The sequence below is a fragment of the Streptomyces sp. NPDC054866 genome (assembly GCF_053610745.1).
In genome coordinates this window covers 722,060-746,132 of the sequence record NZ_JBSGZA010000003.1, presented here as the reverse complement: position 1 = coordinate 746,132, position 24,073 = coordinate 722,060, and the positions used below count along the sequence as shown (strand labels likewise).

Annotated in this window: 20 protein-coding genes; 7 read left to right on the top strand and 13 right to left on the bottom strand. The window is 71.3% G+C overall.

What is annotated here, in order from left to right; genetic code table 11:
- Positions 1-51: 51 nt before the first annotated feature.
- From ACWGI2_RS18765 to ACWGI2_RS18740, 6 genes are read right to left on the bottom strand one after another with little or no spacing between them, the layout of a single operon-like run.
- A complete protein-coding gene (locus ACWGI2_RS18765) occupies positions 52-1,530 on the bottom strand; it encodes an MFS transporter (RefSeq protein ID WP_453696386.1) in 1,479 nt (492 codons plus the stop codon).
- Between the two features lie 51 nt (positions 1,531-1,581).
- Positions 1,582-2,514 carry an SDR family NAD(P)-dependent oxidoreductase gene (locus tag ACWGI2_RS18760; RefSeq protein ID WP_453397702.1) on the bottom strand — a complete coding sequence of 311 codons (933 nt, stop codon included), beginning with the start codon at positions 2,512-2,514 and terminating at the stop codon, positions 1,582-1,584.
- A 41-nt stretch (positions 2,515-2,555) separates the two neighbouring features.
- Positions 2,556-3,572, bottom strand: a complete 1,017-nt coding sequence (locus ACWGI2_RS18755; protein ID WP_160506978.1) for an SDR family oxidoreductase — start codon at positions 3,570-3,572, stop codon at positions 2,556-2,558.
- Positions 3,569-4,894, bottom strand: coding sequence for an NAD(P)/FAD-dependent oxidoreductase (locus tag ACWGI2_RS18750; protein ID WP_453696384.1), 1,326 nt, complete (start codon positions 4,892-4,894; stop codon positions 3,569-3,571). Before ACWGI2_RS18750 ends, ACWGI2_RS18755 begins: the two co-directional genes overlap by 4 nt.
- A 2-nt stretch (positions 4,895-4,896) precedes the next feature.
- Positions 4,897-5,790, bottom strand: a complete 894-nt coding sequence (locus tag ACWGI2_RS18745; RefSeq protein WP_453696383.1) for a class I SAM-dependent methyltransferase — start codon at positions 5,788-5,790, stop codon at positions 4,897-4,899.
- Complete coding sequence (locus ACWGI2_RS18740) at positions 5,787-6,035, bottom strand: phosphopantetheine-binding protein (RefSeq protein ID WP_160506975.1); 249 nt, start codon at positions 6,033-6,035, stop codon at positions 5,787-5,789. Before ACWGI2_RS18740 ends, ACWGI2_RS18745 begins: the two co-directional genes overlap by 4 nt.
- Before the next feature lie 205 nt (positions 6,036-6,240).
- Between ACWGI2_RS18740 and ACWGI2_RS18735 the strand changes: the two genes are divergently transcribed.
- The 5 genes from ACWGI2_RS18735 (at position 6,241) to ACWGI2_RS18715 (ending at position 11,576) form a co-directional block, all read left to right on the top strand.
- Entirely contained in the window at positions 6,241-8,031 is a 1,791-nt protein-coding gene (locus ACWGI2_RS18735) for a thiamine pyrophosphate-binding protein (protein WP_453696381.1), read from the top strand.
- Complete coding sequence (locus tag ACWGI2_RS18730; protein ID WP_453696380.1) at positions 8,028-8,708, top strand: SRPBCC family protein; 681 nt, start codon at positions 8,028-8,030, stop codon at positions 8,706-8,708. The genes ACWGI2_RS18735 and ACWGI2_RS18730 overlap by 4 nt, the downstream gene beginning before the upstream one ends.
- On the top strand, positions 8,705-9,730 hold the full coding sequence (locus ACWGI2_RS18725; protein ID WP_453696379.1) for a 3-oxoacyl-ACP synthase III family protein: 1,026 nt from the start codon (positions 8,705-8,707) through the stop codon (positions 9,728-9,730). The genes ACWGI2_RS18730 and ACWGI2_RS18725 overlap by 4 nt, the downstream gene beginning before the upstream one ends.
- Positions 9,731-9,810: 80 nt before the next feature.
- Positions 9,811-11,046 (top strand): FAD-dependent oxidoreductase, encoded by a 1,236-nt coding sequence (locus ACWGI2_RS18720; RefSeq protein WP_453696378.1) that lies wholly within the window; start codon positions 9,811-9,813, stop codon positions 11,044-11,046.
- 35 nt (positions 11,047-11,081) lie between these two features.
- On the top strand, positions 11,082-11,576 hold the full coding sequence (locus tag ACWGI2_RS18715) for a hypothetical protein (protein WP_453696376.1): 495 nt from the start codon (positions 11,082-11,084) through the stop codon (positions 11,574-11,576).
- Between the two features lie 69 nt (positions 11,577-11,645).
- Here ACWGI2_RS18715 and ACWGI2_RS18710 read toward each other — a convergent pair whose 3' ends face one another.
- The 7 genes from ACWGI2_RS18710 to ACWGI2_RS18680 all read right to left on the bottom strand — a co-directional run bounded on the left by ACWGI2_RS18710 (position 11,646) and on the right by ACWGI2_RS18680 (position 21,099).
- The gene (locus ACWGI2_RS18710; RefSeq protein WP_453696374.1) at positions 11,646-12,395 is read right to left on the bottom strand and encodes a 4'-phosphopantetheinyl transferase family protein; all 750 of its coding nucleotides are present in this window, start codon (positions 12,393-12,395) and stop codon (positions 11,646-11,648) included.
- A complete protein-coding gene (locus tag ACWGI2_RS18705) occupies positions 12,395-14,746 on the bottom strand; it encodes a LuxR C-terminal-related transcriptional regulator (protein WP_453696373.1) in 2,352 nt (783 codons plus the stop codon). The genes ACWGI2_RS18710 and ACWGI2_RS18705 overlap by 1 nt, the downstream gene beginning before the upstream one ends.
- A gap of 50 nt (positions 14,747-14,796) precedes the next feature.
- A complete protein-coding gene (locus ACWGI2_RS18700) occupies positions 14,797-17,016 on the bottom strand; it encodes an MMPL family transporter (protein WP_453696371.1) in 2,220 nt (739 codons plus the stop codon).
- 103 nt (positions 17,017-17,119) lie between these two features.
- Entirely contained in the window at positions 17,120-18,031 is a 912-nt protein-coding gene (locus ACWGI2_RS18695; protein ID WP_453696370.1) for a TauD/TfdA family dioxygenase, read from the bottom strand.
- Entirely contained in the window at positions 18,028-19,653 is a 1,626-nt protein-coding gene (locus tag ACWGI2_RS18690) for an AMP-binding protein (protein WP_453696369.1), read from the bottom strand. Before ACWGI2_RS18690 ends, ACWGI2_RS18695 begins: the two co-directional genes overlap by 4 nt.
- Positions 19,643-20,293, bottom strand: coding sequence for a thermostable hemolysin (locus ACWGI2_RS18685; protein WP_453397689.1), 651 nt, complete (start codon positions 20,291-20,293; stop codon positions 19,643-19,645). Before ACWGI2_RS18685 ends, ACWGI2_RS18690 begins: the two co-directional genes overlap by 11 nt.
- A 26-nt stretch (positions 20,294-20,319) precedes the next feature.
- The gene (locus ACWGI2_RS18680; protein ID WP_453696368.1) at positions 20,320-21,099 is read right to left on the bottom strand and encodes a thioesterase II family protein; all 780 of its coding nucleotides are present in this window, start codon (positions 21,097-21,099) and stop codon (positions 20,320-20,322) included.
- A 346-nt stretch (positions 21,100-21,445) separates the two neighbouring features.
- On the opposite strand from ACWGI2_RS18680, the gene ACWGI2_RS18675 reads away from it, so the two are divergent.
- Together ACWGI2_RS18675 and ACWGI2_RS18670 are read left to right on the top strand one after the other, a co-directional pair.
- Positions 21,446-21,625 (top strand): hypothetical protein, encoded by a 180-nt coding sequence (locus ACWGI2_RS18675; RefSeq protein WP_160506964.1) that lies wholly within the window; start codon positions 21,446-21,448, stop codon positions 21,623-21,625.
- Positions 21,622-23,946, top strand: a complete 2,325-nt coding sequence (locus ACWGI2_RS18670) for a TOMM precursor leader peptide-binding protein (RefSeq protein ID WP_453696366.1) — start codon at positions 21,622-21,624, stop codon at positions 23,944-23,946. The genes ACWGI2_RS18675 and ACWGI2_RS18670 overlap by 4 nt, the downstream gene beginning before the upstream one ends.
- Positions 23,947-24,073: the final 127 nt, after the last annotated feature.

The following is a 24,073-nucleotide window of genomic DNA, read 5'->3' as shown; positions in this document are numbered from 1 at the left end:
CTTTCGTTGGTCTTCGACGTCAGAAACTTGAAGCGTCAGACACCCGGGGCGTCAGACACCCGAGGTGGTCTCCGGGTCGAATTCGGTGCGGAGCGCGGGCAGAACGAGCGAGAGGAGCGCGGCGCATCCGGTGAGCACCGTCCCGACGAGGAACACGGTGTGGAAGCTCGTCAGGAGTGCGTCCGGCATGGCGGCACCCGCGGCGATCTCGTCGTCGAGGCGGGTGCTCGCCAGGGTGGCGAGGACCGCGAGGCCGACGGCGCCGCCGATCTGCTGGCCGGTGTTGAGGACCCCGGAGGCCGCGCCCGAGTCCGCCTTCGGCACACCGCTGACGGCCGCCACCACCAGCGGCACCATGGCCAGGCCGTAACCGGCGGCGCAGAGCAGCAGGGTGGGCAGGATGTCGGCGGCGTACGAGGCCTTGAGCGGGGCGTTGAGCAGCAGGCCGAGGCCGGTGGTGGCGGAGGCGAGGCCGAGCAGGCACAGGATGCGGCTGCCGAGCCTGGGCAGCAGCTGGATCGCGATGCCGGAGAAGACCGCCATGGTGATGCCGAAGGGCGCCCAGGACACTCCGGCGCGCAGCGGGGACCAGCCCAGGAGGTTCTGCATGTACTGGGTCAGGAAGAAGAAGATCCCGTACAGGCCCGACGCGGCGAGCAGCATGATGACGTTGGCCGCGGAGATCTGCCGGCTGGCGAAGATACCGAGGCGGATCAGCGGCTCGGGGGCGCGCTGTTCCCTGATGACGAAGGCCACCAGGAGCAGGGCGGAGCCGACGAGTCCCGCGATGGTGGCGGCGGAGCCCCAGGGGCGGTGGTTGGTGCTGATCACGGTGTAGACGAACAGCAGCAGACCGCCGGTGATGAGGACGGCTCCCATGCCGTCCGTCGCGGGCCGCTTGCCCGGGGCGCCGTCCTCGCGGTCGGCGAGCGCGGGCTTCAGGGCGAGGGCGAAGAGGAGGGCGCCGACCGGGATGTTGATGAAGAACACCCAGCGCCAGTCGACGAGATCGGTGATGACGCCGCCGAGCAGTACGCCGGAGACTCCGGAGATCCCGGTGAGTCCGCCCCAGATGCCGAGGGCCTTGCGGCGCTCCTTCGCCTCGGTGAAGACGGTGATCAGGATGGACAGCGCGGCCGGGCTGAGCAGCGCGGCACCGAAGCCCTGGGCGCCGCGCGACACGATCAGCATCTCGGGGGAGTTGGCGAGACCGCAGGCGAGCGAGGCGGCCGTGAAGATCCCGAGGCCGGTAAGGAACACCCGGCGTCTGCCGAACAGGTCGGCGCAGCGGCCGCCGAGCACCAGGAAGCCGCCGAACAGCAGCATGTAGGCGTCGATGACCCAGGCCAGCGAGGCCCGGTCGAAGTCGAGGGTGGTGCGGATCGTCGGCAGCGCCATGGCGACGACCGTGTCGTCGATGATGACCATGAACTGTGCGCCGCAGGTCACCGCGAGCGCGAGCCCTGCCGCCTTGGTTGCCGCGCCGCCGCTCTCGGCTGCCGCGGTGGACGAGGCGGTTCCCCTGCCCATATGCCTTCTCCTGTTCGCCGAGCTGTGTGGGGGTGCTCTTCGGTCGAGCTGTCAGGAGGCCGCGGCCTGCGCGACGACCCGGTTGAGGCGGTCCATGCGGGTGGCCAGGCTCATCCGGCCCTCCAGGCGGAAGGCGGGCAGGCGCCTGCCGTCGACGTCGCTGAAGCCGTACTCGTCGGCCAGGTCACCGGTGGAGAGCACCTGGCCCGAGCGGCTGAGCACGTCGGGGTCGGCGGCGAGCGCGTTGATCGCGCGGCCCACGTACTCGGGTGAGTGGACGACCGCGGCGGGACCGTCACCCAGGGCTTCCCAGGCCGCCTCGACCCGCTCGGTGCGGACGAAGCCCGGGTGCAGGGAGAGCGCGGCGATCTTCTTCTTGCGCAGGTCGGCCGCGAACGCCTTGCTGAGCCGGTCGTTGGCGGACTTGAAGACGTCGTACGCCGCCTGGCCGAGGTAGGTGTCGCCGTCGGTGAAGCCGATGCCGACGATCAGCCCGGTCCTCCCGTCGCCCTTCTCGAACATCAGCGGGGTGAGGAGGCGTGTGATGTCGTACTGGGCGCGCAGCGAGCCCTCGCACAGTTCGTAGCGCCACATCGGCTGGTCCCAGTACGGGGCGTCGAAGCGCACGTCGCTCGAACGCTCGTACCCCGCCCAGGCGTTGTTCACCAGAAGGTCCAGCTTGCCGTGGTCGGCCCGGATCCGGTCCGTGAGCGCCTGGTTGTCCTCGGTCGACCGGTGGTCGCAGCGCACCGCGATGCCGGTGCCGCCGCGGGCGGTGACCTCGTCGGCGGTGTCGTCGACCGTGCCGGGCAGGCCTTCGGTGCGGCCCTCGGTACGGGTGCTGCGCCCGGTGACGTACACCGTCGCGCCCGCGCTGCCGAGGGCGAGGGCGATCCCGCGGCCCACGCCCCGGCTCGCGCCGGTGACCACGGCGACGGTTCCGTCGAGCCGCGGGGGCTTCCACTCCTCGTTCACGGGGTTCACGGCTGCGTCCTTTCTGACTCTCTGGCTCTGGCTCTGAGTGGCTAGCTGAGGTGGGCGGAGGCGTATTCGAGCGTCCGCTGGTAGGCGTCCGTGTCGTGGACGAAGGGGACCTGGTAGCGCTCGCGCAGTTCCGGCATCGACGTGGGCAGGACTCCCCCGCCGCAGCGCGTGACCTCGCTGACGTCCCGCAGGACGGAGAGGTACGAGCGGGCCAGCGGAGGCAGCCGGCGCAGCTCCTCGGGGTCGAGGGCGTCGGGGTCGGTGACCGGGGGCGGGGTGAGGGTGCGGCCGAGGCCCGCCGCGTGCTTGGCGCACACGTCGATGGCGGCCTCCATGTCCATGGCCTCGTCGCCGTACGTCACCCAGAACTCGCCGCTGGTGTCCCCGAGTTCGACGGCCGCGAGCACCGCCTTGGCGAGCAGGTCCTGCGGCACGATGTCGATGCGGTTGCCCTCGTGCACCGGGATGAAGGGTGCACGGCCGCGGCAGATCCAGTCGGACATCAGCTGCACGATCTGGCCGCGCGAGGTCCATCCGGTCCGCGAGTCGCCGATCAGGTTGGTCGGCCGGAACACGGTGTGCGGAAGTCCACTGTCGCGCAGCAGCTGTTCCGAACGGAGCTTGGAGCGCACGTAGTTGGTGGTGACGTTCGTGTCGCTGAGCTTGTACGGGGCGTTCGCCGAGAGCGCGGCCACGAACGCGGTGCTCATGAAGTGCACGGTGGCGCCCGAGAGTTCGGCGAACTCGATGACCCTGCGGGTGCCGTCCACGTTCACGGGCTTGTAGCGCTCGTCGGGCAGCCCCCACTCGGTGAGGCCCGCGGAGTGGATGACGGTGTCCACGTCCCGGACCAGCGCGCGGTAGCTGTCCTCGTCGAGGCCGAAGCGCGGCTCGGCCAGGTCGGCGTCGAGCACGTGCTCGGTTCCGGCGGGCAGGGCCACGCCGCCGGGCCTCGCCATGGAGATGAGCCGGATCGGCCGGCCCGGCATCTCCTGGAGGATGGCGCGGCCCACGACGCCGGACGCGCCGGTGAGCAGTACGGTGCGTCGCTCGCTCATGCGCGGGACTCCTTCCACTCCATGAGGCGTGTGGTGGCGCGGGCGCCGACGTAGAGGAACGGCTCGGGTGGGAAGTCCCGCTGCTTGCGGTGCTCGTCGTCCACGTAGAGGAGCCGCGAGTACTCGGAGTCCTTGCCGAGTACGAGGTCGCGCAGGACCTTGCCGCCGGTGTGCGTGGCCGCGATGCCGTTGCCGTTGAAGCCGTAGCCGTAGAAGACGTTTCCGCCGGGCAGGGACCCGAAGTGCGGGGCGTAGTCACGGGTGACGTCGACGGTGCCGCCGTAGAGGTAGGTGAACTTGACGTCCCTCCACATGGGGAAGAACCGCCCGAACTCCTTGTGCAGTTCGCGGTAGGCCCGCGTCTCGTTCATGCGGCGCCGGCGCATGTCGCGGCCGTAGAAGTAGAGGGCCGGACCGCCCGCCCACATCAGGCGGTTGTCCGCGGTGAAGCGGGCGCAGGTCAGGAAGGTCTTCGCCTCGACGAGACCCTCGCGGCCCTCCCAGGCGATACGGCCGAGCTGCTCGTCGGTGAGCGGTTCGCTCACCATCGCGTAGCTCCAGATGGGCACGGTCTTGTTGCGGAACTTCTCGAAGGTGAACTGGTGCGCGTTGGCCGCGATGATCACCTTGTCGGCGGTGATCCGGCCGCCGGGGGTGACGACCGTGGGCCGCACTCCGGGGTCGACGCGCAGGACCGGGGTGTTCTCGTAGACGGTCACCCCGCGCTCCTTGACGACCCGGGCCACACCGCGGGCGAGGCGGAACGGGTTGACCAGGGCGCCGCCCGTGCGCATGGCGCCCAGGATCGCGGGCGAGCCGATCAACTCCCTTGCCCGGCCGCCCGAGAGGAGCTCGGGCTGCTCGCGGCCCGCGATGGTGGTGGCGAGCTCCCGGTCCGCGCGCAGGCGGCGCAGCTGGGCCTGGTCGGTGGCGACCATCAGGTAGTCGTTGGCCTCGTACTCCGCGTCGATCTTGTTGCGGCGCGTGAAGCGGCCGATCTCCAGGATGGAACGCCCGACGGCCTGCGAGGCCTCCAGGGCGCGGCGGGTGCCGAACTCCTCGACCAGGGCCTGGATGTCCTTGCCGATGGTCGGAGTGACGAAGCCGTCCGCACGGCCCGAAGCGCCGTATCCCGAGTACTTGGCCTCGACGATGCGGATGTCGAGCGCGGGCTCGGCCTCCTTGAGGAAGTGGGCGGCCCAGAGGCCGGTGTAGCCGCCGCCGACGATGGCGACGTCACAGTCGACGTCGTCCCGCAGCGGGGGTTCGGGCGTGACGGACTCCGTCTCGTGCCAGTAGACGACGTTCTTGCGTGTGCTCACACTCAACGCCCCTTTTCGAGAATGATCCTCGCGAGGCCGAGGTGGCGGTTCTTGAAGTGCCGCACGCTCGCGCCGAGATAGTTCTCGTAATTGACGACGTTCTCCTCGCCGGAGATGCGTACGGCCGCTTCCCTGTTCTCCTGGAGCCGCCTCAGCCATTCCCCGCAGGTGCGGCTGTAGTGGTCCGGGTCATTGCGCAGGGAAACCACGTCGAAGAGCTTTTCGCTGGATTCGATGACTTCGGAGAGCGCCGGGATCTCGGACTCCGGGAAAATGGTCTCGATGATGAACATGAGCTCACGCACGGTGGCCTTGTCCATCACGGTGTTGTTGCCCTTGATGTTGGTCTGCAGGGCGATGCGTCCGCGTGAGGGCAGCCACTCGTAGCAGCGCTCGAAGAACTCGCGGTAGGCCGCGATCCGCTCGGCCCTTGACAGCCCGGTCTTGGCGAAGTGCTCGAACGCGCCGATCGAGATGATCGCGTCGTAGCCCTCGGCCGGCTCGTGGTCCAGCCAGTTCTCCACCCGGATCTCGGTGCGCGCGATCCCGGACGCCCTGACCAGTTCGGCCTGGCTGTCGCTGAGGGTGAGGCCCGTGGCGTGCCGCACGCCGTAGATACCGGTGAGGCGCTTGAGGAGGCTTCCCCAGCCGCAGCCCACATCCAGGACGCGGCCGGCGCCCGCCGCCCTGGCCCCCTCGATGAGGTAGTCCAGCTTGCGGGCCTGCGCCGCCTCCAAGTCGTCCTGAAGACCGGCGAGTTCGGCGCCCGACTCGTCCCACAGGGCGCAGGTGTAGGTGAGCGAACCGTCCAGCCACAGGCCGTAGAAGTCGTTGGAGACGTCGTAGTGGTGCCTGATCGCCTCGGCCGTGGCGCCCTGGTAGGCGGCGGTGCTCATGCGGCGGCCGCGGTCTGGGTCGACTCGACCAGCTTGACCAGGTCGCCGACGGTCTTCACGTTCGCCGCCTGGCTCGGGTCGAGCTCGATCTCCGCGTCGTCCTCGACGGTGTAGACGATGTCGGCGATCTGCAGGCTGGAGAGACCCACCGAGTCGAAGGCCGTGTCGGCGCCGAGCGTGAGGCCCGACGCCTTGTTGCCGAGCTTCTTCGCTATGAGGGCGCATACGGATTCAACGGTGATCACGATGGTTGTTCCTTCCGGTCGTTGCGATGTGCGGTGAGCGATTGACCAGAACCTAACTTCGGCCGGCCTGCCGGGACATGACAGAGCGGTATGGCAGATCCCTGCCATGCCACGGCCGCCCCTGCTGGCAGGGATGTGTCACTTGCCCGTGGTGGACCGGAGGGCCTGCAATAGCTGGACCACCTCCTGAAAAGAGGAACGGTCCATGAGAAACCAATTCCGAGTGGTCGACTTCATCGTCGACTTTCTTTGCCGGCAGGACGTCGGACATGTATTCGGCGTCGGTGGCGCCAATATCGAAGACCTCTACGACGCGATGCGGCACGCGGAATCCGGCCCGCTCGGCGTGGTCGCCAAGCACGAGTTCTCGGCCGCCACCATGGCGGACGGTTATCACCGCGCCTCTCAGCGCATACCGGTGATAGCCGCCACCTCGGGCGCCGGGGCCATGAACCTGGTCCCCGGGATCGCCGAACTCAGGGCCTCCTTCGTGCCCGCCCTCGTTCTGATCGGGCAGCCGCCCACCTCACTGGACGGGCACGGTTCCTTCCAGGAGACCAGCGGGCTCGCCGGGTCCATCGACGCGGAGCGCCTTTTCGGCGAGATCGCCGTGCACTGCGTACGCGTCGATGACCCGGAGTCCATCACCGAGTCGCTGCCGCGTGCCCTCGCGGCGGCGATGGACCCGGCGGCTCCGGGCCCCGCCGTGCTCCTGCTGCCCAAGGACGTGCAGCAGGCCGTGCTTTCCGCCTGGGACGCTCCGGGTCCGCCCGAGATCGCCGCATCCGCGCTGTCCTCCGCCGCCGAACGCGGCCGGGCCGTGAGCCTGTTGCGCTCGGCCGCCGAGCGGCAGGGCGTGGTGGTGGTCGCGGGTGAGGCGGTGGCCAGGGCGGACGCACGGCCGCAGCTCGCCCGGCTCGTCGAGGCCCTGGGGGCGCGGGTCGCCGTGGCCCCGGACGCCAAGGACGTCTTCGACGACCGCGATCCGCGTCATCTGGGCATCGCCGGGGTGATCGGTACCGCGGACGTGCAGGAAGCCCTGGAGCAGGCGTCGGCCGTGGTGCTCGCCGGCACCCGGCTGCCGCAGATGGCGGGGGCCGGACTGCACGACCACCTCAAGGGCTCACCTGTGGTCTGCCTCGACCCGCGGCCGCCGTTCCTGGAGCCGCACGAGGATCTGGTGCGCCTCACCGGGCCGCTGGGTGACGAAATGGCCGTACTGACAGAAGAGTTGACGGCCCGAGAGGAGCTGACGGCCAGAAAGGAGGTGATGGCCAAGGACGACGCACCGGCCGAGACACCGGGAGCCGCCCGGCAGGAGCTCCGCGCCCCCGCGGCCGGGGCGGCGCCACCGCCCCCCGACCTCTCACCACCGGGCCCGCTGGACATGCGTACCGCCGCGATGGTCGTCGGCGCCGCGCTGCCCGCGGGGGCCACCGTGGTGAGCGACGCGGGCAATACCGGCGCCACCGTGATCCACCACGTCGGCGTGCCCGTCGACGGCCGGTTCATCGTCGCCATGGGCATGGGCGGCATGGGCCACAGCTTCGGGGCCGGCATCGGCGCCGCGTTCGCGACCGGCAGGCGCACCTGCGTGTTCGCCGGTGACGGGGCGTTCTTCATGCACGGCATGGAGGTGCACACGGCGATCGAACACCAACTGCCCGTCACCTTCGTGATCTTCAACAACAACTCGCACGGCATGTGCCACACCCGTGAGCAGCTGTTCTTCTCCGGCGACTACACCTACAACCTCTTCCGCCCGGCCCGGATCGGCGAAGGCGCCGCCGCGATGTTCCCCGGCCTCGACGCGGTGACCGCCACGACCGCCGAGGAGCTGCGCACCGCGCTCGCCCGGGCCGAGGCCGCCGGGTCGCCCTCACTGATCTGCGTCGAGACCGACCCCACCGAAATGCCTCCGTTCCGTCCCTTCCAGCAGCACGCCATGGCCGTCGGAAAGAGCCGGCCCATCAACCAAGGAGTCGTACCAGGATGACCACCGCCCTCACGAACACGGACGCCACCAGCGCCACCGCCGACTACGTCGCGCCGGAGCCGATCCCCGCCGACCTCAAGGACGTCCCCGGGCTGCTCCGCTGGGAGACCACGCCGCGCGAGGAGGCCCTCGCGCAGGCCGCGCAGATGACGAAGGAGTCGTTCACGTACGACGAGGTGTACGGGAAGTTCGTGACCGTCCACCAGTACATCGACGCGCCGCCGCAGGCCGTCTACGACTACCTCACCAACGAGCGCAACCTCAACGAATACACCTACAGCACCCGTGACTTCGCGCCCACCGACACCCCCGGCCTCTACCAGGGACGCGACACGCTCCTCGACGACGAGACCAAGATCTTCCTGCGGATCGACGGCGACCCGCGGGCCCTCACCGTCGACATGAAGTGCGCCTGGGACCAGGGCGAGGAGCTGTGGATGGTCTACATCCACCGGATCATCGACGCGCAGACCGTCCTGAACAAGCCCGGTTCCGTGGTCATCTGGACCAACTGCCGTCACCCGTACTACGACAAGAACCCGCACCCCGAGCTGGCGTCGAGCCCCGAGCGCCCCTGGGTCGGCGACATGTGGAACCTCTTCTACGCCGGTCACCAGATCGAGATCGACAACATGAAGAAGATCCTGGAGCTGCGCAACGGCAGCACCGGCGCATGAAGGCTGTAAGCCTGCTCGAACTCGCCTCCTATCTGCCCGGGGAACCGGTGGGCACGGAGTACTTCCTCGAACATCAGGCGGGCGGCGGCGATTTGGCCGACCACACGATGTTCAAGGCGCCGCGCACCCGGCACCAGGTGTCCAGGGACGAGACACCCGCGGACATGATGGAGAAGGCCGGTCTCGTCCTGCGGGAGCGGATCGGGGACGACGCCCTGCGCGCCGTCGACGTGGTGATCACCAACTCGCTCCTTCCCGAGGTGCCGTTCACCGGTCCCGGGGCGGAGGTCGCCCACCGGCTCGGCGTCAAGGCGGACTGGGTGCTCGACGCCCACAACGGCGGCTGCGCGTCCTTCGTCCATCTGCTGCGTCTGGCCCGTGCGCTGATCGGCTCAGGCCAGGCCAGGTCCGCGCTGCTCTTCAACGTGCAGAACAGCGCGGGCCCGGTGATGACCCAGCCGGACGTGCGCGGGCTCCCCGAGGCCGTCATCCCCGGTGACGGCTGCGGCGCCGCCTATGTGGCGGCGTCCGACGAGTCGCCGATCCTCGGCATCGAGGTCGCCAACCACGGCGAGTTCACCCGCGACTGCGGCCTCGCGCTGCACGACGGGCGCAAGTACTGGGAGGCGGGTGCCAGTCAGATGCACGTCGGGTTCACGCCCGACAAGGTCGCCGACATCGTCGAGCGCGGCAACCGCCTGGTGCCCGAGGTGGTGAACCGGGTCTGCGAGTCGCTCGACCTGAAGACCGACGACCTGGATCTGCTGATCACCAACCAGCCCAACCGGATGTTCCTGAAGCAGTGGCAGGAGCGGCTCTCCATCGGCCCCGACCGCCATCTGGACACCTTCGACCGGTTCGGGAACCTCTTCGGCGCGGCCGTGCCCATCACCCTCGACCACGGAATCCGCGAGGGCCGGGTCGAGGACGGCAGCCTGCTGATGCTGGCGGGCTTCGCCCACGCCGGGGACTTCGCGGGAGCCGCGGCCGTGCACTGGCGGGCGGGAGGTGCGCGGGGGTGACCCAGGGGGCCGGGGGCGGTTCGCGCCGCCCCCGCCCTCCCGCAGCTCACGCCAACTCGCCTGACTCACAAGGAGAGTCCATGACACGCCCCAAAGCCGTCGTCATCGGTGCCGGCATCGGCGGCCTGACCACCGCCCTCGCCCTGCACCGGCGCGGCTGGGACACCACCGTCCTGGAACGCGCCCCCACCCTGTCCCCGATCGGCGCCGCCCTGACCCTGGCCCCCAACGCACAGCGCGCGCTCGCCGCCCTCGACCTCGGCGACGAGGTCACCGCCCTCGCGGCGTGGCAGGGCGACGGCCTGATGTGCGATCCGCGGGGCCGCCCGCTGACCCGCACGAACAGCGCGGCCGTCACCGCACGGTTCGGCGGCCCGCTGGTGGTCCTGCGCCGCAGCGACCTGGTCGACCTGATCGTCGGCCGGCTGCCCGAAGGTGTCCTGCGCACCGGCGAGGCGGCCTACCTCACGGACGCGGGATCCGCGGACCGCAAGGCGCACGTCAGCACCCCGCAGGGGATGTACGAGGCGGATCTCGTCGTCGCCGCCGACGGCGTCCACTCCAAGACGCGCACCATCCTGTTCCCCGGCCACCCCGGTCCCGCCTACGGCGGCTGGACCGTCTGGCGCATCCTCGCGCCGACGCCGGGACCCGGCTTCGTGCCGCACGAGTCGTGGGGCGGCGGCCTCGTCTGGGGCAGCCTGGTCCGGGACCCGGACAGCGTGTTCATCTACGCCTGTGCCGCGACCGAGGAAGGTGGCCGCTCCCCCGACGGCGAGAAGGCCGAACTGCGCAGGCGCTTCGGCGACTGGCACGACCCCGTGCCGACCCTGATCGACTCGGTCGGCGAGCACGAGATCCTGCGCCACGACGTCTACCACATGGCCGTGCCGCTCGGCTCGTTCACCCGGGGCCGCACCGCGCTCCTCGGGGACGCGGCCCACGCCATGGTGCCGACCCTGGGGCAGGGCGCCAACATGGCGATCGAGGACGGCGTGGTCCTCGCCCATCACGCCGGGCCTGGCGGCGATCCACTGTCCGCCCTGGCCGCCTACGACCACGACCGCAGGCCGCGTACGACCGCGATGGTGCGGCGCGCCGAGCGCATCCTGAAACTGACGTCGCTGCGCTCCCGCGGGGCCGTGGCGACCCGCGACGCGGTGTTCAGGGCAGCGTCGAAGGCCGTTCCCGGCCTGCTCCTGCGCGGCTTCGACGGAATCGCCGACTGGCATCCGCCCGCCGTGAGGATCCCGGTGGCCGAGCGCCACCCCTCTGACCCGGACGGCCCGCCGGCCGTCCGTTCTCTCCACCCCTGAAGCCCCAAAATAGCCGCAACAGAAGGAATTTGACTGTGCGTCACATCATGAAGGCCAGCACCATCGCCACCGCCGCCCTGTTCGTCGGCGGTGTCGCTCTCGCCACCCCCTCCGCCGCGGCCCCCACCGCCGTCCAGACCGTGACGGCGTCGTACGACTGTGGCAGTTACGGCGTCTCCGACCTGAAGATCGAGGCCTCGGCCGCGGACGGCGTCGGCTCCGTCAAGATCTCCACCAGCGGCGGTCTGGCCCCGGTCGACATCCCGGCGAACTCGATCACCGCCACGCTGCGCCTGGAGCGGGCGGGCGGCGGCACGGTGGACTTCACCGGCACCGCCAACGACGCGGCCGCCGCCGGGCAGCCGGTGACCATCGGCGCGCTGACCGGCTCGGTGTCCGAGGGCGACAGCCTCGACTCCTACATCCCGGCGGCGGGCTCCGCCGACACCTCGCTGACCCTCAACATCCTCGGCAGCGAGAACACCTGCAAGGCGGTCTCCAAGCAGACGCCGGGTCCGATCGTCTTCTGATCGAGCCGCTTCTGAACGAGCTGCCTCTGATTGAGCGGTTCACTTCCGGGGGCCTGACTGTGCGCACAGTCAGGCCCCCGGCGCTGTCGCGACTGTCCGCCCGGCCTCGGCCCGGTGCACCACGACCGGCGCCACGGCCGACGCCGGGCGGGCGAGTGCGGCCAGGCAGGTCTCACCGGCCGTCACGTCCCGCACCACCCAGCGCTCGGTGCCGCCGGCCCCCGCAGCCCGCTCCACGACCGTGGACTTCTGCCACGGCCGTACGGCCACCTCCGCGAGATCCGTGCCGAGCCCCACCCCCCAGGCCTTGACCACCGCTTCCTTCCGCACCCAGCAGCGCAGCAACGCGTCGTCCCGCTCCGCTCCCTCCCGGGCGGCCGCGACATGGGCCCGCTCATCGGGCGTGAGGGCACGGCGGGCCACCGCCCGCGCCTCGGGGGCGCTCCGGCGCTCGATGTCGACGCCGACGGGCACCCCGTACGAGAGCGCGAGGATCCACCACTCCCCGGAGCGCGACACGCTCGTCCGCCACTCGGTGCGCGGCAGGCGGACATAGGGAGGGCCGTGGCGGTCGCTCCCGCAGCCCGGGCAGACCGCGACGCCCCAGTCCACCGCGGACGGCCGCACGCCGAGCCACCTCGCGACCGTGCGCCGGATCTCGGCGCGGGCGCCCGCATACCTCGCCCGCGTCACCTCGTCCCTGAACCCCTCGAACCGGCGTCTCTCCCGGTCGTCCAGGAGCGCCACGTCCCGGCCGGACACCGTGTCGCACACCTGCCCGGCCCAGACGTGGACGCCCGCGCGCCCGGCCCCGCTCATCAGCCGGCCTGCTGAATGGCGCGTACGACGTGGACCCGTGAGCCGCACTCCAGCTTCTGCATCACCACGCGCAGATGGTTGGTCACGGTCCACTCCGAGATGCCGAGCTGCCTGCCGATCTGCCGGTTGGTCATGCCTTCGGCGACGAGCAGCGCGACCTCGTGCTGCCGTGGCGTGAGGCCGTGCGGGGCTGCGGGCTCCGCCCGCGGGGACCGTTCCTCCCTGGGCGCGGGCGCGAACAGGCCTGCGAGCAGGGCGTTGTGCGGCGAGACCTGGCGGGCCTCCAGACGCAGCCTGCGCAGCGCGGCGGGGTCGAAGCCCTGGTGCAGCCGGTCGGCCACCGCCCGCAGCGCGACGCCCTCCTCGGAGACCAGCGAGTGCCGTCCGCGCAGGGCCTCCGCGTGGGCGAGGACCTGGGCCAGCGCCTCCTTGTGCTCCTCGGTCCCTGGCCCCGCGGCGACGATCACCATCGTCTCCAGGGCCTCGGCGGCCTCCGCGGGGCCGCTGGTGCCCATGAGGAGACGGATCGACTCCCGCACGTTCACGTACGCCTCCGGGGTGCGGCCGAGCAGTCGTCGTACCCGGGCGAGCGCGTTGAGCAGGGCGGCGCGGACCACGACCGGGGACCACGGGTCGCGCCAGAAGCCGTGGACGTCCGGCTCCAACCCGACGGGCGTGCAAGGAAGTTCGGCCAGTGCCTGAAGCACCGGGCGTTCCGCTCCCGAGTCGCCGTGGCCTGCCCGCAGGAGCGACTGCGACCGCCGGGCAAGGGCCGCTCCGTACACGTCCCTCCTGGCGTCGAGTTCCCTGAGCGCGGATTCGAGCAGCGCCGCGGCGCCCGCCGTCTCGCCCCTGCGGCGCAGCAGCTCCCCGGTGTGCGCCGCCACCCGCGCCCGTACGGCAGGGAGTTCGGCGGCGGCGACCGCTGCCCGGTCGAGCGCCGCCTCCGCACGCTGTCGCTCGTCGCGGCCGAGTGCCCAGCGGGCCACGGCCATCAGCGCCTCGGCGGCCAGGGCGCCGTCCGGGCACGCGGCGGCGGAGGCCTCCATGACGTCCGCCGCGCCGAGGTCGAGCCCGTGGCCGAGCAGCGGGCCTTCGAGCGCGGTCAGCATGCGCAGCACTCCCGCGTGGTCGCCGCGCGAGCGCAGATGGCCCGTGGCCTTGCGCAGGTCGGGCAGCCGGGCCTCGACGGCCGCCAGGAGCTGGCCCATGTCCCGCCCGGCGCGCAGCCCGTCCGCGAGCCCGGCGGCGAAGGCCGTGCAGTGCGCCGCGTGCTGGTCGAGCGCCCCGGCAAGCGCGTCCGCGTCGCCCGCCAGGTCCCGGTGGTAGTGGGCGCGCGCCATGCGCGGCAGCCGGAACTCCGGCTCGCCGTCCGGGCCGCGCCCGCTGAGCAGCAGGCTCTGGTGGACCAGGGACTCGATGCCGGCCACCGCGTCCGCCTGGCCTGCGCCGGCCGCCCTGCGTACCTCGGCGAGGCCGAGCGGCGCCTCGAACACGGCGAGCACGCCGAGGAGTTGACGGTCGGCCGCGCTCAGCCCCTGGGCGGCCCAGCCGAGGGCGCTGCTGATGCCATCGTGCCGGGCGGAGGCGTCCCGCAGCCTGCGCCGGCCGATGGGCTCGCCCCTGCTCAGCCTCTCCAGGACGGCCTGCGGGCCCTCGGCGCCGACTGCCTCCGCGGCCAGCTCGATGGCCAGCGGAATGCCGTCGAGCTCCCGGCAGAGGTCCGTCACCGCCGACTGCGCCTGGGCGCCGTCGAGTCCGGCGCGGTGGCGGGGGCTCACGTGATCGGTGAAGAGCTCCTCAGCCGGTGAGCCCACGCCCGTGGGGAGCGGCTCCGTCACCAGGACGCGCTCGGCCCGGATGTCGAGCGAGACCCGGCTCGTGACCAGGATCTTCAGCCGCGGGCAGGCCCTGAGCAGGGCGGAGATGTCCAGGGCCACGTGCGCGGCCACCGGGTCGCAGTTGTCGAGGACGAGCAGCGTCTGCCGGGTCCCGATCCGCGCCGCGGCCGCCCTGACCGTGTCGGCGCCGACACTCGACCAGACCGCCGCGGCCCCGACCGATTCGGCGAGGTCCGTCCAGAGCAGGGGCGCGCCGCCCGCCCGCGCCCGCGCGATCAGCGCCGCGTGGGCCACGTGGCTCTTGCCCACTCCGGCGGGCCCGGTCAGCGTGATGAGACGCTCGTGAGGCTGGGCCAACAGGCGTGCAAGTAGGGCGAGTTCGCCCTCCCGGCCGCGGAGTCTGCCGAATCCGTGGCCCATCAGGCGGTCGGCCTGCGCTTCCGCCGCCGCACCGCCGCTCCCCGGCACGGCCGGGATCACGACCTCGAACTCCCGCTCTGGTGCAATCATTCCGCTCTCCCTTGTGTGGTTCCCCGCAACCCCAGCCGGTGAGTCCTGTCTCAGGCTCTGCTCACCACCTCCTCACGCCCGGCCCGCTCGGGGCTCCCGGCGTCCTCGGTCAGTGGTCGCCCGGTGGCGTCCGAGGTCTCCATGCGGTCGAGCCGCAGCGCGCTGTGCAGCCGGCGCAGCGGCCTCGGCGCCCACCAGTTGGCGCCGCCGAGCAGCGTCATCAGGGCGGGCACGAGGAGCGCGCGGACGACGGTGGCGTCGAGGATGACCGCGAACGCGGTGCCGAGCCCCAGCTCCTTGACGAACACGAGACGCGAGAGCGCGAGAGCGCCCACCGCCACGCAGAACAGCAGCGCCGCCGACGTCACGATGCGTCCGGTGCGGGCCAGGCCCTCGGCCACCGCCGTGCGGTCGTCGAGGCCCGCCGCCCTCGCCTCCTTGATCCGGCCGAGCAGGAAGACGTTGTAGTCCGTGGAGAGACCGAAGGCGAGCGCGAAGACCAGCACGGGTGTGGTGGACTCGATGCCGCTCACCGCGCTGAACCCGAGGTTCCCGTCCTGGAAGACCCAGACGAGGAAGCCGAGCGCGGCCCCGGTGGAGAGGGTGTTCATCAGGAGCGCCTTGAACGGCAGGACGACCGAGCCGGTGAAGGCGAAGAGCAGCAGCAGGGTCACCAGGGCGAGTACGCCGATGGCCAGCGGAAGGCGGTCACGGATGCCGTCCTTCTGCGAGAGGAAGTCCGCGGTCTGCCCGGTGAACCGTACGGGCGTGGGCGCGTCGAGCGACCTGACCTCGTCGGCGGCGTCCTTGGCCACCGTGCCGAGCGGCTGCCCTTCCAGTACGGCGTCGATCTCCCAGTGCGTGGCGTCCAGCCGTACCGGCTTCGCGACGGCCTCGACTCCGGGCACCTGGGCGATCTTCTTCGCGTACGCGTCGAGACGCCCGCCGTCGGTGGTGTCCGCGACGACGCGCAGCGGCGATGTGGCGGGCGCTGCGAAGTCGTCCTGCATGGCGGCCGAGACCTTCCCGGCGCTGATGCTGGTCGGCAGCGCCGAGGCGTCGGCGCCGGTGAAGCGGATGCCGAGCACCGGCGACGCGAGCGCCAGGAGCAGCGCCGTGGCGGCGACCGCGACGACGACGGGCCTGCGCATCACCATCTGCGCGATACGCCGCCAGCGCCGGACGGCGGCGTCACCGGAACCCCCGTCGTCCTGCGCGGCACGCTGCCAGCGCCGCGGGGCGAGGGAGTTGACGCGATCGCCGAGCAGCGCGAGCACGGCCGGCAGCGCGAGGAGGGCGAAGAGCACCGCCGCGAGCGAGGTGATCACGCCCGCCATGCCCATGGACTGGAGGTACGGCTGCGGGAAGACGAGCAGCGCCGCGAGCGCGGCGGCCACGGTGAGCCCGCTGAACAGCACGGTGCGGCCCGCGGTCTCCATGGTGCGGCGCAGCGCGAGCGCCCCGGGGCCGTGCTGGGCGAGCTCGTCGCGGTAGCGCGAGACGATCAGCAGGCCGAAGTCGACGGCGAGTCCGAGCGCAAGCGCGAACGCCAGGTTGAGCGCGCCGGTGGAGACGTTGTCGAAGAGGGTGACGAGGCGCAGCCCCGCCATCGTGAGCAGCAGCGTGAAGATCGCGCCGATGACCGGAAGGAGCGCGGCGACCAGGCCGCGGAAGACCAGGAAGAGCAGCACGAGGACGACGGGAAGGGCGATCCCCTCGGCCATCGAGAGGTCCTTGGTGGTGACCTCACCGACCTGCACCATGCCGATGGTCGGCCCGCCGAGATGGGCGTGTCCGCGCAGCGCGGGGTCGGCGTCGATCGCCTTCTGCAACGCCTTCTCGGCGTCCTTGGTCTCCTTGTCCTTCATCGGCCTGACCGCGCCGACGAGAACGGTGGAGCGCGCGTCCTTGGAGATCAGGGCCGGGTCACCGGCCGACTTGTAGTCGACGACCCGCTTCACCTCGGGCCGGTCCTTCAGGAGCGCGATGCCCGCCGTCACCGCCTCGGGCCGCGGCCCGCCGGGCTCGATGGCCTCATCCGTACGGATCAGGAGCGCATACCCCTGCTGGGCGTCGATGCCGGTGGCTTCCTGGATGACCTTGCGGGCCACGGTGTGCGACCCGGTCGGGTCGTCGTAGTCGGCGAGGCCGTTGGTCACCTTGCTCTGCAGGGTGCCGCCGAAGAGGGCGGCGAGCACGGCGAGGCCGATGACCAGGTACAGGGTCAGCCTCCGCTTCGCGTGGAGGGCGGAGCCCAGGGCAGAGAACATGCGAGATCACCTTCGGGGTTTCGGGAGTACGGGGCGGAGGTCGGCGCCGGGGGGTTGGTACCGGCCTCCGCCGGTCGGGTGCGCCGCCGCTCGGGCGGCGCGGTCAGGCGGCCACAGGGCCCGCGGTCTCGACGAAGCTCAGCGCGTTGTAGATGGTCCGCCGAGGGTCGGTGATGGCCCTGCGGCCGTGCATCACCCGGGTGTTGTCGATGACGGCGACGTCACCGTCGGCCCACTCCAGGTTCTCGGTGAGGGCGCCGGTGGTCCCGGTGACGGCGGCGAGCAGCTCATCGGAGAGCTCGCTGCCGTCCGCGAAGGTGATGCGCGGCTTCTCGTAGTTGAAGGACGGGCCGAGGATGCTGTTGGCGAAGGAGGTCCGGTCGCCGAACAGCGTCGGTCCCGCGGCCGGTGTGCGGAACGAGTAGCGCACCCCGCCGTCCGCCTCGGGCGTCACCTCCGTGCCGGGCATCGACGCGGCGAGGACGACGAGCTCGTCGACGGCGATCTCGTCGGCGGGCCTGCCGGTGAGGTGGTGGGCCATGGCGCGCCACTGGGGCTCGGCGACGTGGCGGCTGTAGACGATGTCCTGGCCGAGGAAGGCCGTGCGTACGGGCTCCGCGAGCTCGTCCCACACCCGGTAGCCGTCGCAGACGGTGGTCTGGGAGCCGGACGCGGCCGCCTTCTCGCAGAAGAACCAGGCCAGGTGGGAGCGGAAGGGGCTGTTGCCGTTCTCGGTGTGCAGGCCGACCTCGCCGAGGCCCGCGTCGACCTTCTGCGCGACCTCCGAGTAGAAGTCGCGCGCCGGGTCGAGGGTGGTGGACGTGGAGGTGCGCTGCACGAGATCGGTGAACGAGGCCATGTCGGCGCCGAAGCCGCGCAGCAGCAGGAAGCCCGCTTCGGCAAGCAGGTCGAGCAGTTCCTTGGGCTCGACGCCGGAGAGGGTGCCCGGCTCGGCGGGCGTCACGAGCAGTCCGCCGCCGGTGCCGTACGGAGTGGTGCTCAGGGCGGTGCTCATGCGGTGATCTCCTCGGGTGCGGTGCGGGTCAGCAGGTCGCGGACGGCGTCCCTGCGGGGGCGTCCGGTCACGGTGAAGAAGGCGCTGTACTCCGGGTCGTCCTCGGCCATGAGGCATACGGAGGTGGCCCGTTCGATGGCGGAGAGGCGTCCGGCGCCGAACTCCTCGATCTGGCGGCGGGCCTCCACGCGGTCCGTGCCGGCGTCGATCACGAAGAGCCCGAGCACCTCGTCCAGGCCGTCCGCGACGACGGCCGCCTCGCGCACGAAGCCGAGTTCGCGGTAGCGGGCCTCGACCCACTCGGGGGACAGATTGCGTCCCGCGGCCGTGATGACCAGGCTCTTCTTGCGGCCGGTGATCCGGATGTAGCCGCCGTCGTCAATGGTGGCCAGGTCGCCGGTGTGCAGCCACCCCTGGTCGTCGACGACCACGCTCGACGGGTCCTCCTGGGTGTATCCGTCGAACAACGACGTGCTCTGGATGAGGAGTTCACCGTCCTGCGCCAAGCGCGCCCGTACGTGGTCGAGCGGCCGACCCACCGTGCCGAACCGGAACTGTCCGGGGAAGTTCCAGGCCACGACCGAGCTGTTCTCGCTCAGCCCGTACCCCTCGTACAAGGGGATCCCGAACGCTTCGAGGCGCTCCAGGACGTCGAGCGAGACGGGCGCGCCGCCACAGGCGATGAAGACGGGGCCGGTGTGGCCGAAGAGCCGGTGCCTGCGCTGGGCCAGGTCCTCCGTGGGGTTCTGTTCGCACAGTCCGAGCAGCAGGCCCGCGACGGTGGGCGGTACGACCATGGCGGTGGGCTGCGCCTGGCGGAGCAGCGACAGCATGCGGGGGCCCGCGTCGGCCACGGTGCCGATCAGGGCGGTGCCCGGCGGCAGGAAGGTGACGCTGCCGCCGTTCAGGAAGGGCATGTAGAGGCCCGCGACCTGTTCGATGAGCAGGCTCAGCGGCACCACGGAGAGATAGCGGGCGAAGACCGCGTCGTCGACCCGGCCGCCGAGCGAGGCGAGCAGTGCCTCCATGCCGTACAGCCTGACCCGTACGCCCTTGGGGGCGGAGGTCGTGCCCGAGGTGTGCACCACCTTGACGACGGCGTCGCCGGCGGCTTCCGCTGCGGCGATCTCGGCTTCGAGCGACGGGAGTTGACGGTCGGCGGCGGCCTCGATGAGCCCCGGCAGGTCGATCCCGACGACCGGGCAGCCCGCGGGCAGGACCCGGGCCCCCGTGGCGGCGGCGCGCTCCAGCCACTGCTCCCCGCGCGTGTCGACCAGACAGAGGTCGGCGTCGGCGAGCAGCGAGGAGGCCTGTTCGGCGGTGAAGGCCGTGGGGACCGGGATCTCCACGGCCCGCGCGAACAGGGCGGCGAGGTCGGCGACCACCCACTGCGCGGAGTTCTCGGCGAGCAGCCCCACCCGTACGGGGCGGCCGAGTGCCTCCCCGCGCCGGCGCAGGTCGGCGGCGAACACGCGGGCGGCGCCGATGAGTTCACGGTAGGTGTGGCGGGTTCCGGGCCCTCCGGTGGAGGAGAGCACCTCGACCATGACCGCGTCGCTCTCGGCACGCTTCAGGAGCCCGGCCGTCAAGGAGGTGGTGTGGGGCATGACGTCAGGCAGCACGGGTCAGCTCCGTTCGGTTCCGGGAGGAGAGCAGGCGGATGTCGACGGAGTCGAGTGCGTAGCGTTCGACCCCCGTGACCAGCTGCTGGGAGTGGTCGGCCAGACGCCCCCAGCGCACGGCGGGCCGCTGGTCGTAGAAGGTTCCCCAGCGGGCCAGTTCCTCGGCGCCCAGGCGCGTGCCGTCGGCGTCGCACAGCCGGTGGGTGATGAGGCCGAGGCGCTTCGCGAGCGCCGCGGACCGGTTGGTCATCGTCATGGCGGCGTACGACCGGCCCAGGCAGGCCTGGATCAGCGGAAGCGCGCGGTAGATCTCCGCGCCCGCCAGGTTCGCGACCGACGCGACGCTGCCGAGCTGGATGATCTGGTGCCGTCGCACCTCCTGACCTGCCGCCTCGCACAGCGCGTCCTCGATCGACCCGTCCAGGTACCGCTCCAGGAAGATCGGGCCGTTCTCCGGGAAGGAGATCCCGATGCAGGCCTCCACCTCGTCGGGGCCGCCGTCCTGCCGTCCTACGTACGCGATGAACTGATCCGGATCCGGGGTCACCTGAGCCCCGAAACTCGTCCCGAACACCTTGCTGACCAGCGATGCGGATTCCAGCCAGACCGGAGTCCCCCGCCGGGCGATCACTATCTTCACGTTCCGTGTTCCTTTCGAGAATGGGATTACTCGGCCGGTACGGCACCGAACTCGCTGAGAACCCCCGCGAGTTCTTCCAACAAGGCGCTCTCCTGGGAGCGGACGAAGAAGTGTCCGCCCGGCATCGTGCGCAGCTCGGCCCCCCTGCTTCCGTGCTCCGACCAAGCGGCCATCTTGTGAACCGGCACCAGCCGGTCCCGCTCCCCCACGAACAGGCGCAGAGGCACCCGCAGCGGTTCGATCTCGTTCTCTTTCACGGCCCCCGAGCAGAGCCTGAGATCGTCCCGGACCAGCGGCATGAAGCGCTGCCGGAATCTGCGCCGCGCCGCCAACTCCGGGGGAATTCCCCCCAGTTCAGCAAGCCTCGCGGCGAGTTCCTCGTCGTCCGCCGCCGGATCCAGGATTCGGTTGGGCGGTATGTGGGGTGCGCGGTGGGAGCTGAGGATGAGCGCCCGTGGCAGCACGGCCCCCCGCCGCTGCCTGCGCAGGGTCAGCGCGTGGGCGATGAACGCCCCCATGCTGTGTCCATAGAGCAGATGGGGCCGCGAGAACGCGTCGTCCAGCTGCTCGTCCATCTCCTCCACCAGCGCGGCCAGGTCGGTGAACCTCGGTTCGTGGGCGCGCTCTTCACGGCCCGGCGGCTGCACCGGCCGCACCTGGACTCCGGCGCCGCGCGCGTCGAGCTCCTGCTGCCACCGCGCATAGGCGGAGGCACCGCCGCCCGCACACGGCAGGCAGAACAGGTTCGGCCCCGCGGCTGCGGTGGGTGCCGGCTGCGGCAGATACGGCGTCTCGGTGACCCTCATGGACACCGAAGATTCCATTCGGACCGGGGCTTGAAACAGTGGGTGCGTACCGGCGTCCGGGGTGGGTTTCTCTGCTCCGGTATGTGACCACGTCACACCCCGTGAAGAAATCACAGCACCGGAATCAAATCCTCCAGAAGATCCCCTGCCATGAGATGAGGCGAAGCTGAATGGAGGTCTCCGATTATCACCGCAGGTCTGGGGTGACCACGGAGTGAAATACGAAGGCGGGGTATGGGAAAGTCTCACCCCTCACTGATGAGCCCTTCACTTTCTGCGGACGCTTTCCCCGTATGAGGATCCTGGCAACGGAGAACGCCTCCCCAGACCGAAAAGGAACGTTGTGATGATCGAGATCATTGCCGGCGCACTCACGCTCCCCGCCGCCGCGGACAGCCACACCTCCCCGCGCCCCGCACTCGTCGTGGACCACCTCGACACGAGCGCCGACGACTCGGTGGCCCTGTTCACCTTCTGCACCCTCCTGTCCGGCACCAACGCAGGCACCGAGCTCTCCCACGCATGACGGTCACGGGGGACGAGGCCGCGGTCACGGGGGAAGAGACCGAGTTCGTCGAGTTCAAGAGCCATCTGCGCTGCGCGGTCGTCCCCGGAGAGGCGGCCTATCTGGTGTCGCACTCCGGGATCACGGCACTGCGCGGAGCACAGGCGGAAGCGCTGGCCCCCCTGCTCGACGGGACCCGCACACCGGCCGCCATCGCCCGCGCCGCCGCCTCCTCCCTGACCTCGGAGGAGGTCGACGACGCGCTGCGGGTGCTCGCCGACGCCGGTCTTCTGCGCTTCCAGCGGCGGCCCGGCAGGTCACGGGCCGACCGGGCCGCCGAGGCCTACTGGGATCTCGCGGGCCTCGACGGTGCCCGCGCCACCGAAGAGGCGGCGCGGGCGGCGGTGCGGATCGTGGCGCTTCCGGGGCCGTCCGGGCCGCCCGGCCCCGCTGATGAAGCCGGTGTCCGCGAGGCCTGCGCGGCCTCGGGCCTCCGGATCACCGACTCGGCGCAGGAGGCCTGCCTCAGCATCGTCCTGTGCGACGACTACCTCTCCCCCGGCCTGCGCCAGGTGGACGCCGAGCACCGGGCGACGGGGCGCCCCTGGCTCCTCGTACGCCTCGGCGGGCCCGAGCCCTGGTTCGGGCCGGTGTTCCGCCCCGACGACGGACCCTGCTGGTCGTGTCTCGCGACGCGTCTTCGCGGCCACCGCACCACCGAACTGCCCTTGCAGCGCGCACTGCGCCTCGACCACCCGGTGGCCAGGCCGGCGGCCGACCTGCCGACCGGGCGTGCCCTCGCCGTACACGCCGCGGTGCTCGAAGCGGTCAAGTGGGCGAGCGGGCTTCGCAGTCCGGAGCAGAACGCCGTACGCACCCTCGACACCCTCACGCTGCAGACCGCCACCCACCCGGTGTCCCGCATCCCGCAGTGCGCGGCGTGCGGCGACCCGGCGCTCATGAGCGAGCGCGGCTGGCGGCCCACCGAACCGCGGAGCCGCCCGAAGTCGGCGGACGGCACGGGCGGCGGGCATCGCGCGCTCGGCACCGCGCGGATGCTGGAGCGCTACGGCCATCTGGTCGGCCCGGTCACGGGCGTGGTCAAGGAGATCCGCCGGGCCCCCGACGCCCCCGACTTCACCCAGGCCTACGTGTCGGGCCAGAACCTCGCCATGGAGGCGAGCACCCTCTCCGGCCTGCGCGCAGGACTCCGTTCGCTGAGCGGCGGCAAGGGCCTGACCGCCGAGGAGGCGAAGGTCAGCGCCCTGGGCGAGGCCATCGAGCGGTACAGCGGCACCCGGCGCGGCGACGAGGCGGTGGTGCGCGACACCTTCCGGGGTCTCGGGGACGTGGCGCTGCACCCCAACTCCTGCCAGCTGTACGACGACCGGCAGTTCCGCGACCGGTCCCGCTGGAACGCGGCCCGCTCGCCCTTCACCCACGTACCGGAACGCTTCGACGAGAACCGCCCCGTCGACTGGACCCCCTTGTGGTCCCTGGCCACGGGCACGCACCGGCTCCTGCCGACCAACATGCTGTACTTCCCCGCCGACGCGGTGTCCGCGCACGAGCCGATCGCCGACTCCAACGGCAACGCGGCGGGCAGCAGCTTCGAGGACGCCGTGCTCCAGGGCTTCCTCGAACTGGTCGAACGTGACGCGGTGGCCCTGTGGTGGTACAACCGCACACGCCAGCCCGGCATCGACCTGCACGCCTTCGCCGAGCCGTACATCGACCAACTGCGCGACGGCTACCGCCGGTTCAACCGCGAGGTCTGGGCGCTCGACCTCACGTCCGACCTCGGCATCCCCGTCGTCGCGGCCCTCTCCCGGCGCACCGACAAACCGTCCGAGGACATCATCTTCGGCTTCGGCGCCCACCTCGACCCCCGCATCGCACTGCGCCGAGCCCTGACCGAGATGGGGCAGCTGCTGCCCGCCGTCTCGGGGGCGCGTCCGGACGGCTCCGGCTACCGCGTCGACCAGCCGGAAGCCATGAGCTGGTGGCTGCGCGAGACCACGGCCACGCAGCCCTATCTGACCCCCGCAGCCGACACGGCCCGCAGGGCGCCCGGCTCCTGGGACTACACCGCGAGGGACGACCTGCGGGACGACCTCTCGGCGGCCACCGGTCTGCTCGCCTCGCACGGCATGGATCTGCTCGTACTCGACCAGACCCGCCCCGACATCGGCCTCCCCGTGGTCAAGGTCGTCGTGCCCGGACTCCGGCACTTCTGGGCGAGATACGCGCCCGGGCGCCTCTACGACGTTCCCGTCGCGCTCGGCCGGATCGCGGAGCCGACGCCGTACGAGGAACTCAACCCGATCCCGCTGTTCGTCTGACGGTTCGTGCGGCGATGCATTTGACAGGTCGTCCAACACGGACGGCATTTCTCAGAGCTTGCGCCCACACAAACTCTGAGTTCCATCCCGCGAGTTGATGCGAAAGCACGGTTTTTTCCGGAAGGGG

What these genes read in the sequence shown, in the direction of transcription:
- ACWGI2_RS18735 (WP_453696381.1), top strand. Translation starts at nt 6,241, where the DNA reads ATGAGAAACCAATTCCGAGTGGTCGACTTCATCGTCGACTTTCTTTGC.
- ACWGI2_RS18710 (WP_453696374.1), bottom strand. Translation starts at nt 12,395, where the DNA reads ATGAGCGGGGCCGGGCGCGCGGGCGTCCACGTCTGGGCCGGGCAGGTG.
- ACWGI2_RS18705 (WP_453696373.1), bottom strand. Translation starts at nt 14,746, where the DNA reads ATGATTGCACCAGAGCGGGAGTTCGAGGTCGTGATCCCGGCCGTGCCG.
- ACWGI2_RS18695 (WP_453696370.1), bottom strand. Translation starts at nt 18,031, where the DNA reads ATGAGCACCGCCCTGAGCACCACTCCGTACGGCACCGGCGGCGGACTG.
- ACWGI2_RS18745 (WP_453696383.1), bottom strand. Translation starts at nt 5,790, where the DNA reads ATGAGCACCGCCGCCTACCAGGGCGCCACGGCCGAGGCGATCAGGCAC.
- ACWGI2_RS18700 (WP_453696371.1), bottom strand. Translation starts at nt 17,016, where the DNA reads ATGTTCTCTGCCCTGGGCTCCGCCCTCCACGCGAAGCGGAGGCTGACC.
- ACWGI2_RS18680 (WP_453696368.1), bottom strand. Translation starts at nt 21,099, where the DNA reads ATGAGGGTCACCGAGACGCCGTATCTGCCGCAGCCGGCACCCACCGCA.
- ACWGI2_RS18675 (WP_160506964.1), top strand. Translation starts at nt 21,446, where the DNA reads ATGATCGAGATCATTGCCGGCGCACTCACGCTCCCCGCCGCCGCGGAC.
- ACWGI2_RS18755 (WP_160506978.1), bottom strand. Translation starts at nt 3,572, where the DNA reads ATGAGCGAGCGACGCACCGTACTGCTCACCGGCGCGTCCGGCGTCGTG.
- ACWGI2_RS18670 (WP_453696366.1), top strand. Translation starts at nt 21,622, where the DNA reads ATGACGGTCACGGGGGACGAGGCCGCGGTCACGGGGGAAGAGACCGAG.
- ACWGI2_RS18725 (WP_453696379.1), top strand. Translation starts at nt 8,705, where the DNA reads ATGAAGGCTGTAAGCCTGCTCGAACTCGCCTCCTATCTGCCCGGGGAA.
- ACWGI2_RS18730 (WP_453696380.1), top strand. Translation starts at nt 8,028, where the DNA reads ATGACCACCGCCCTCACGAACACGGACGCCACCAGCGCCACCGCCGAC.
- ACWGI2_RS18720 (WP_453696378.1), top strand. Translation starts at nt 9,811, where the DNA reads ATGACACGCCCCAAAGCCGTCGTCATCGGTGCCGGCATCGGCGGCCTG.
- ACWGI2_RS18765 (WP_453696386.1), bottom strand. Translation starts at nt 1,530, where the DNA reads ATGGGCAGGGGAACCGCCTCGTCCACCGCGGCAGCCGAGAGCGGCGGC.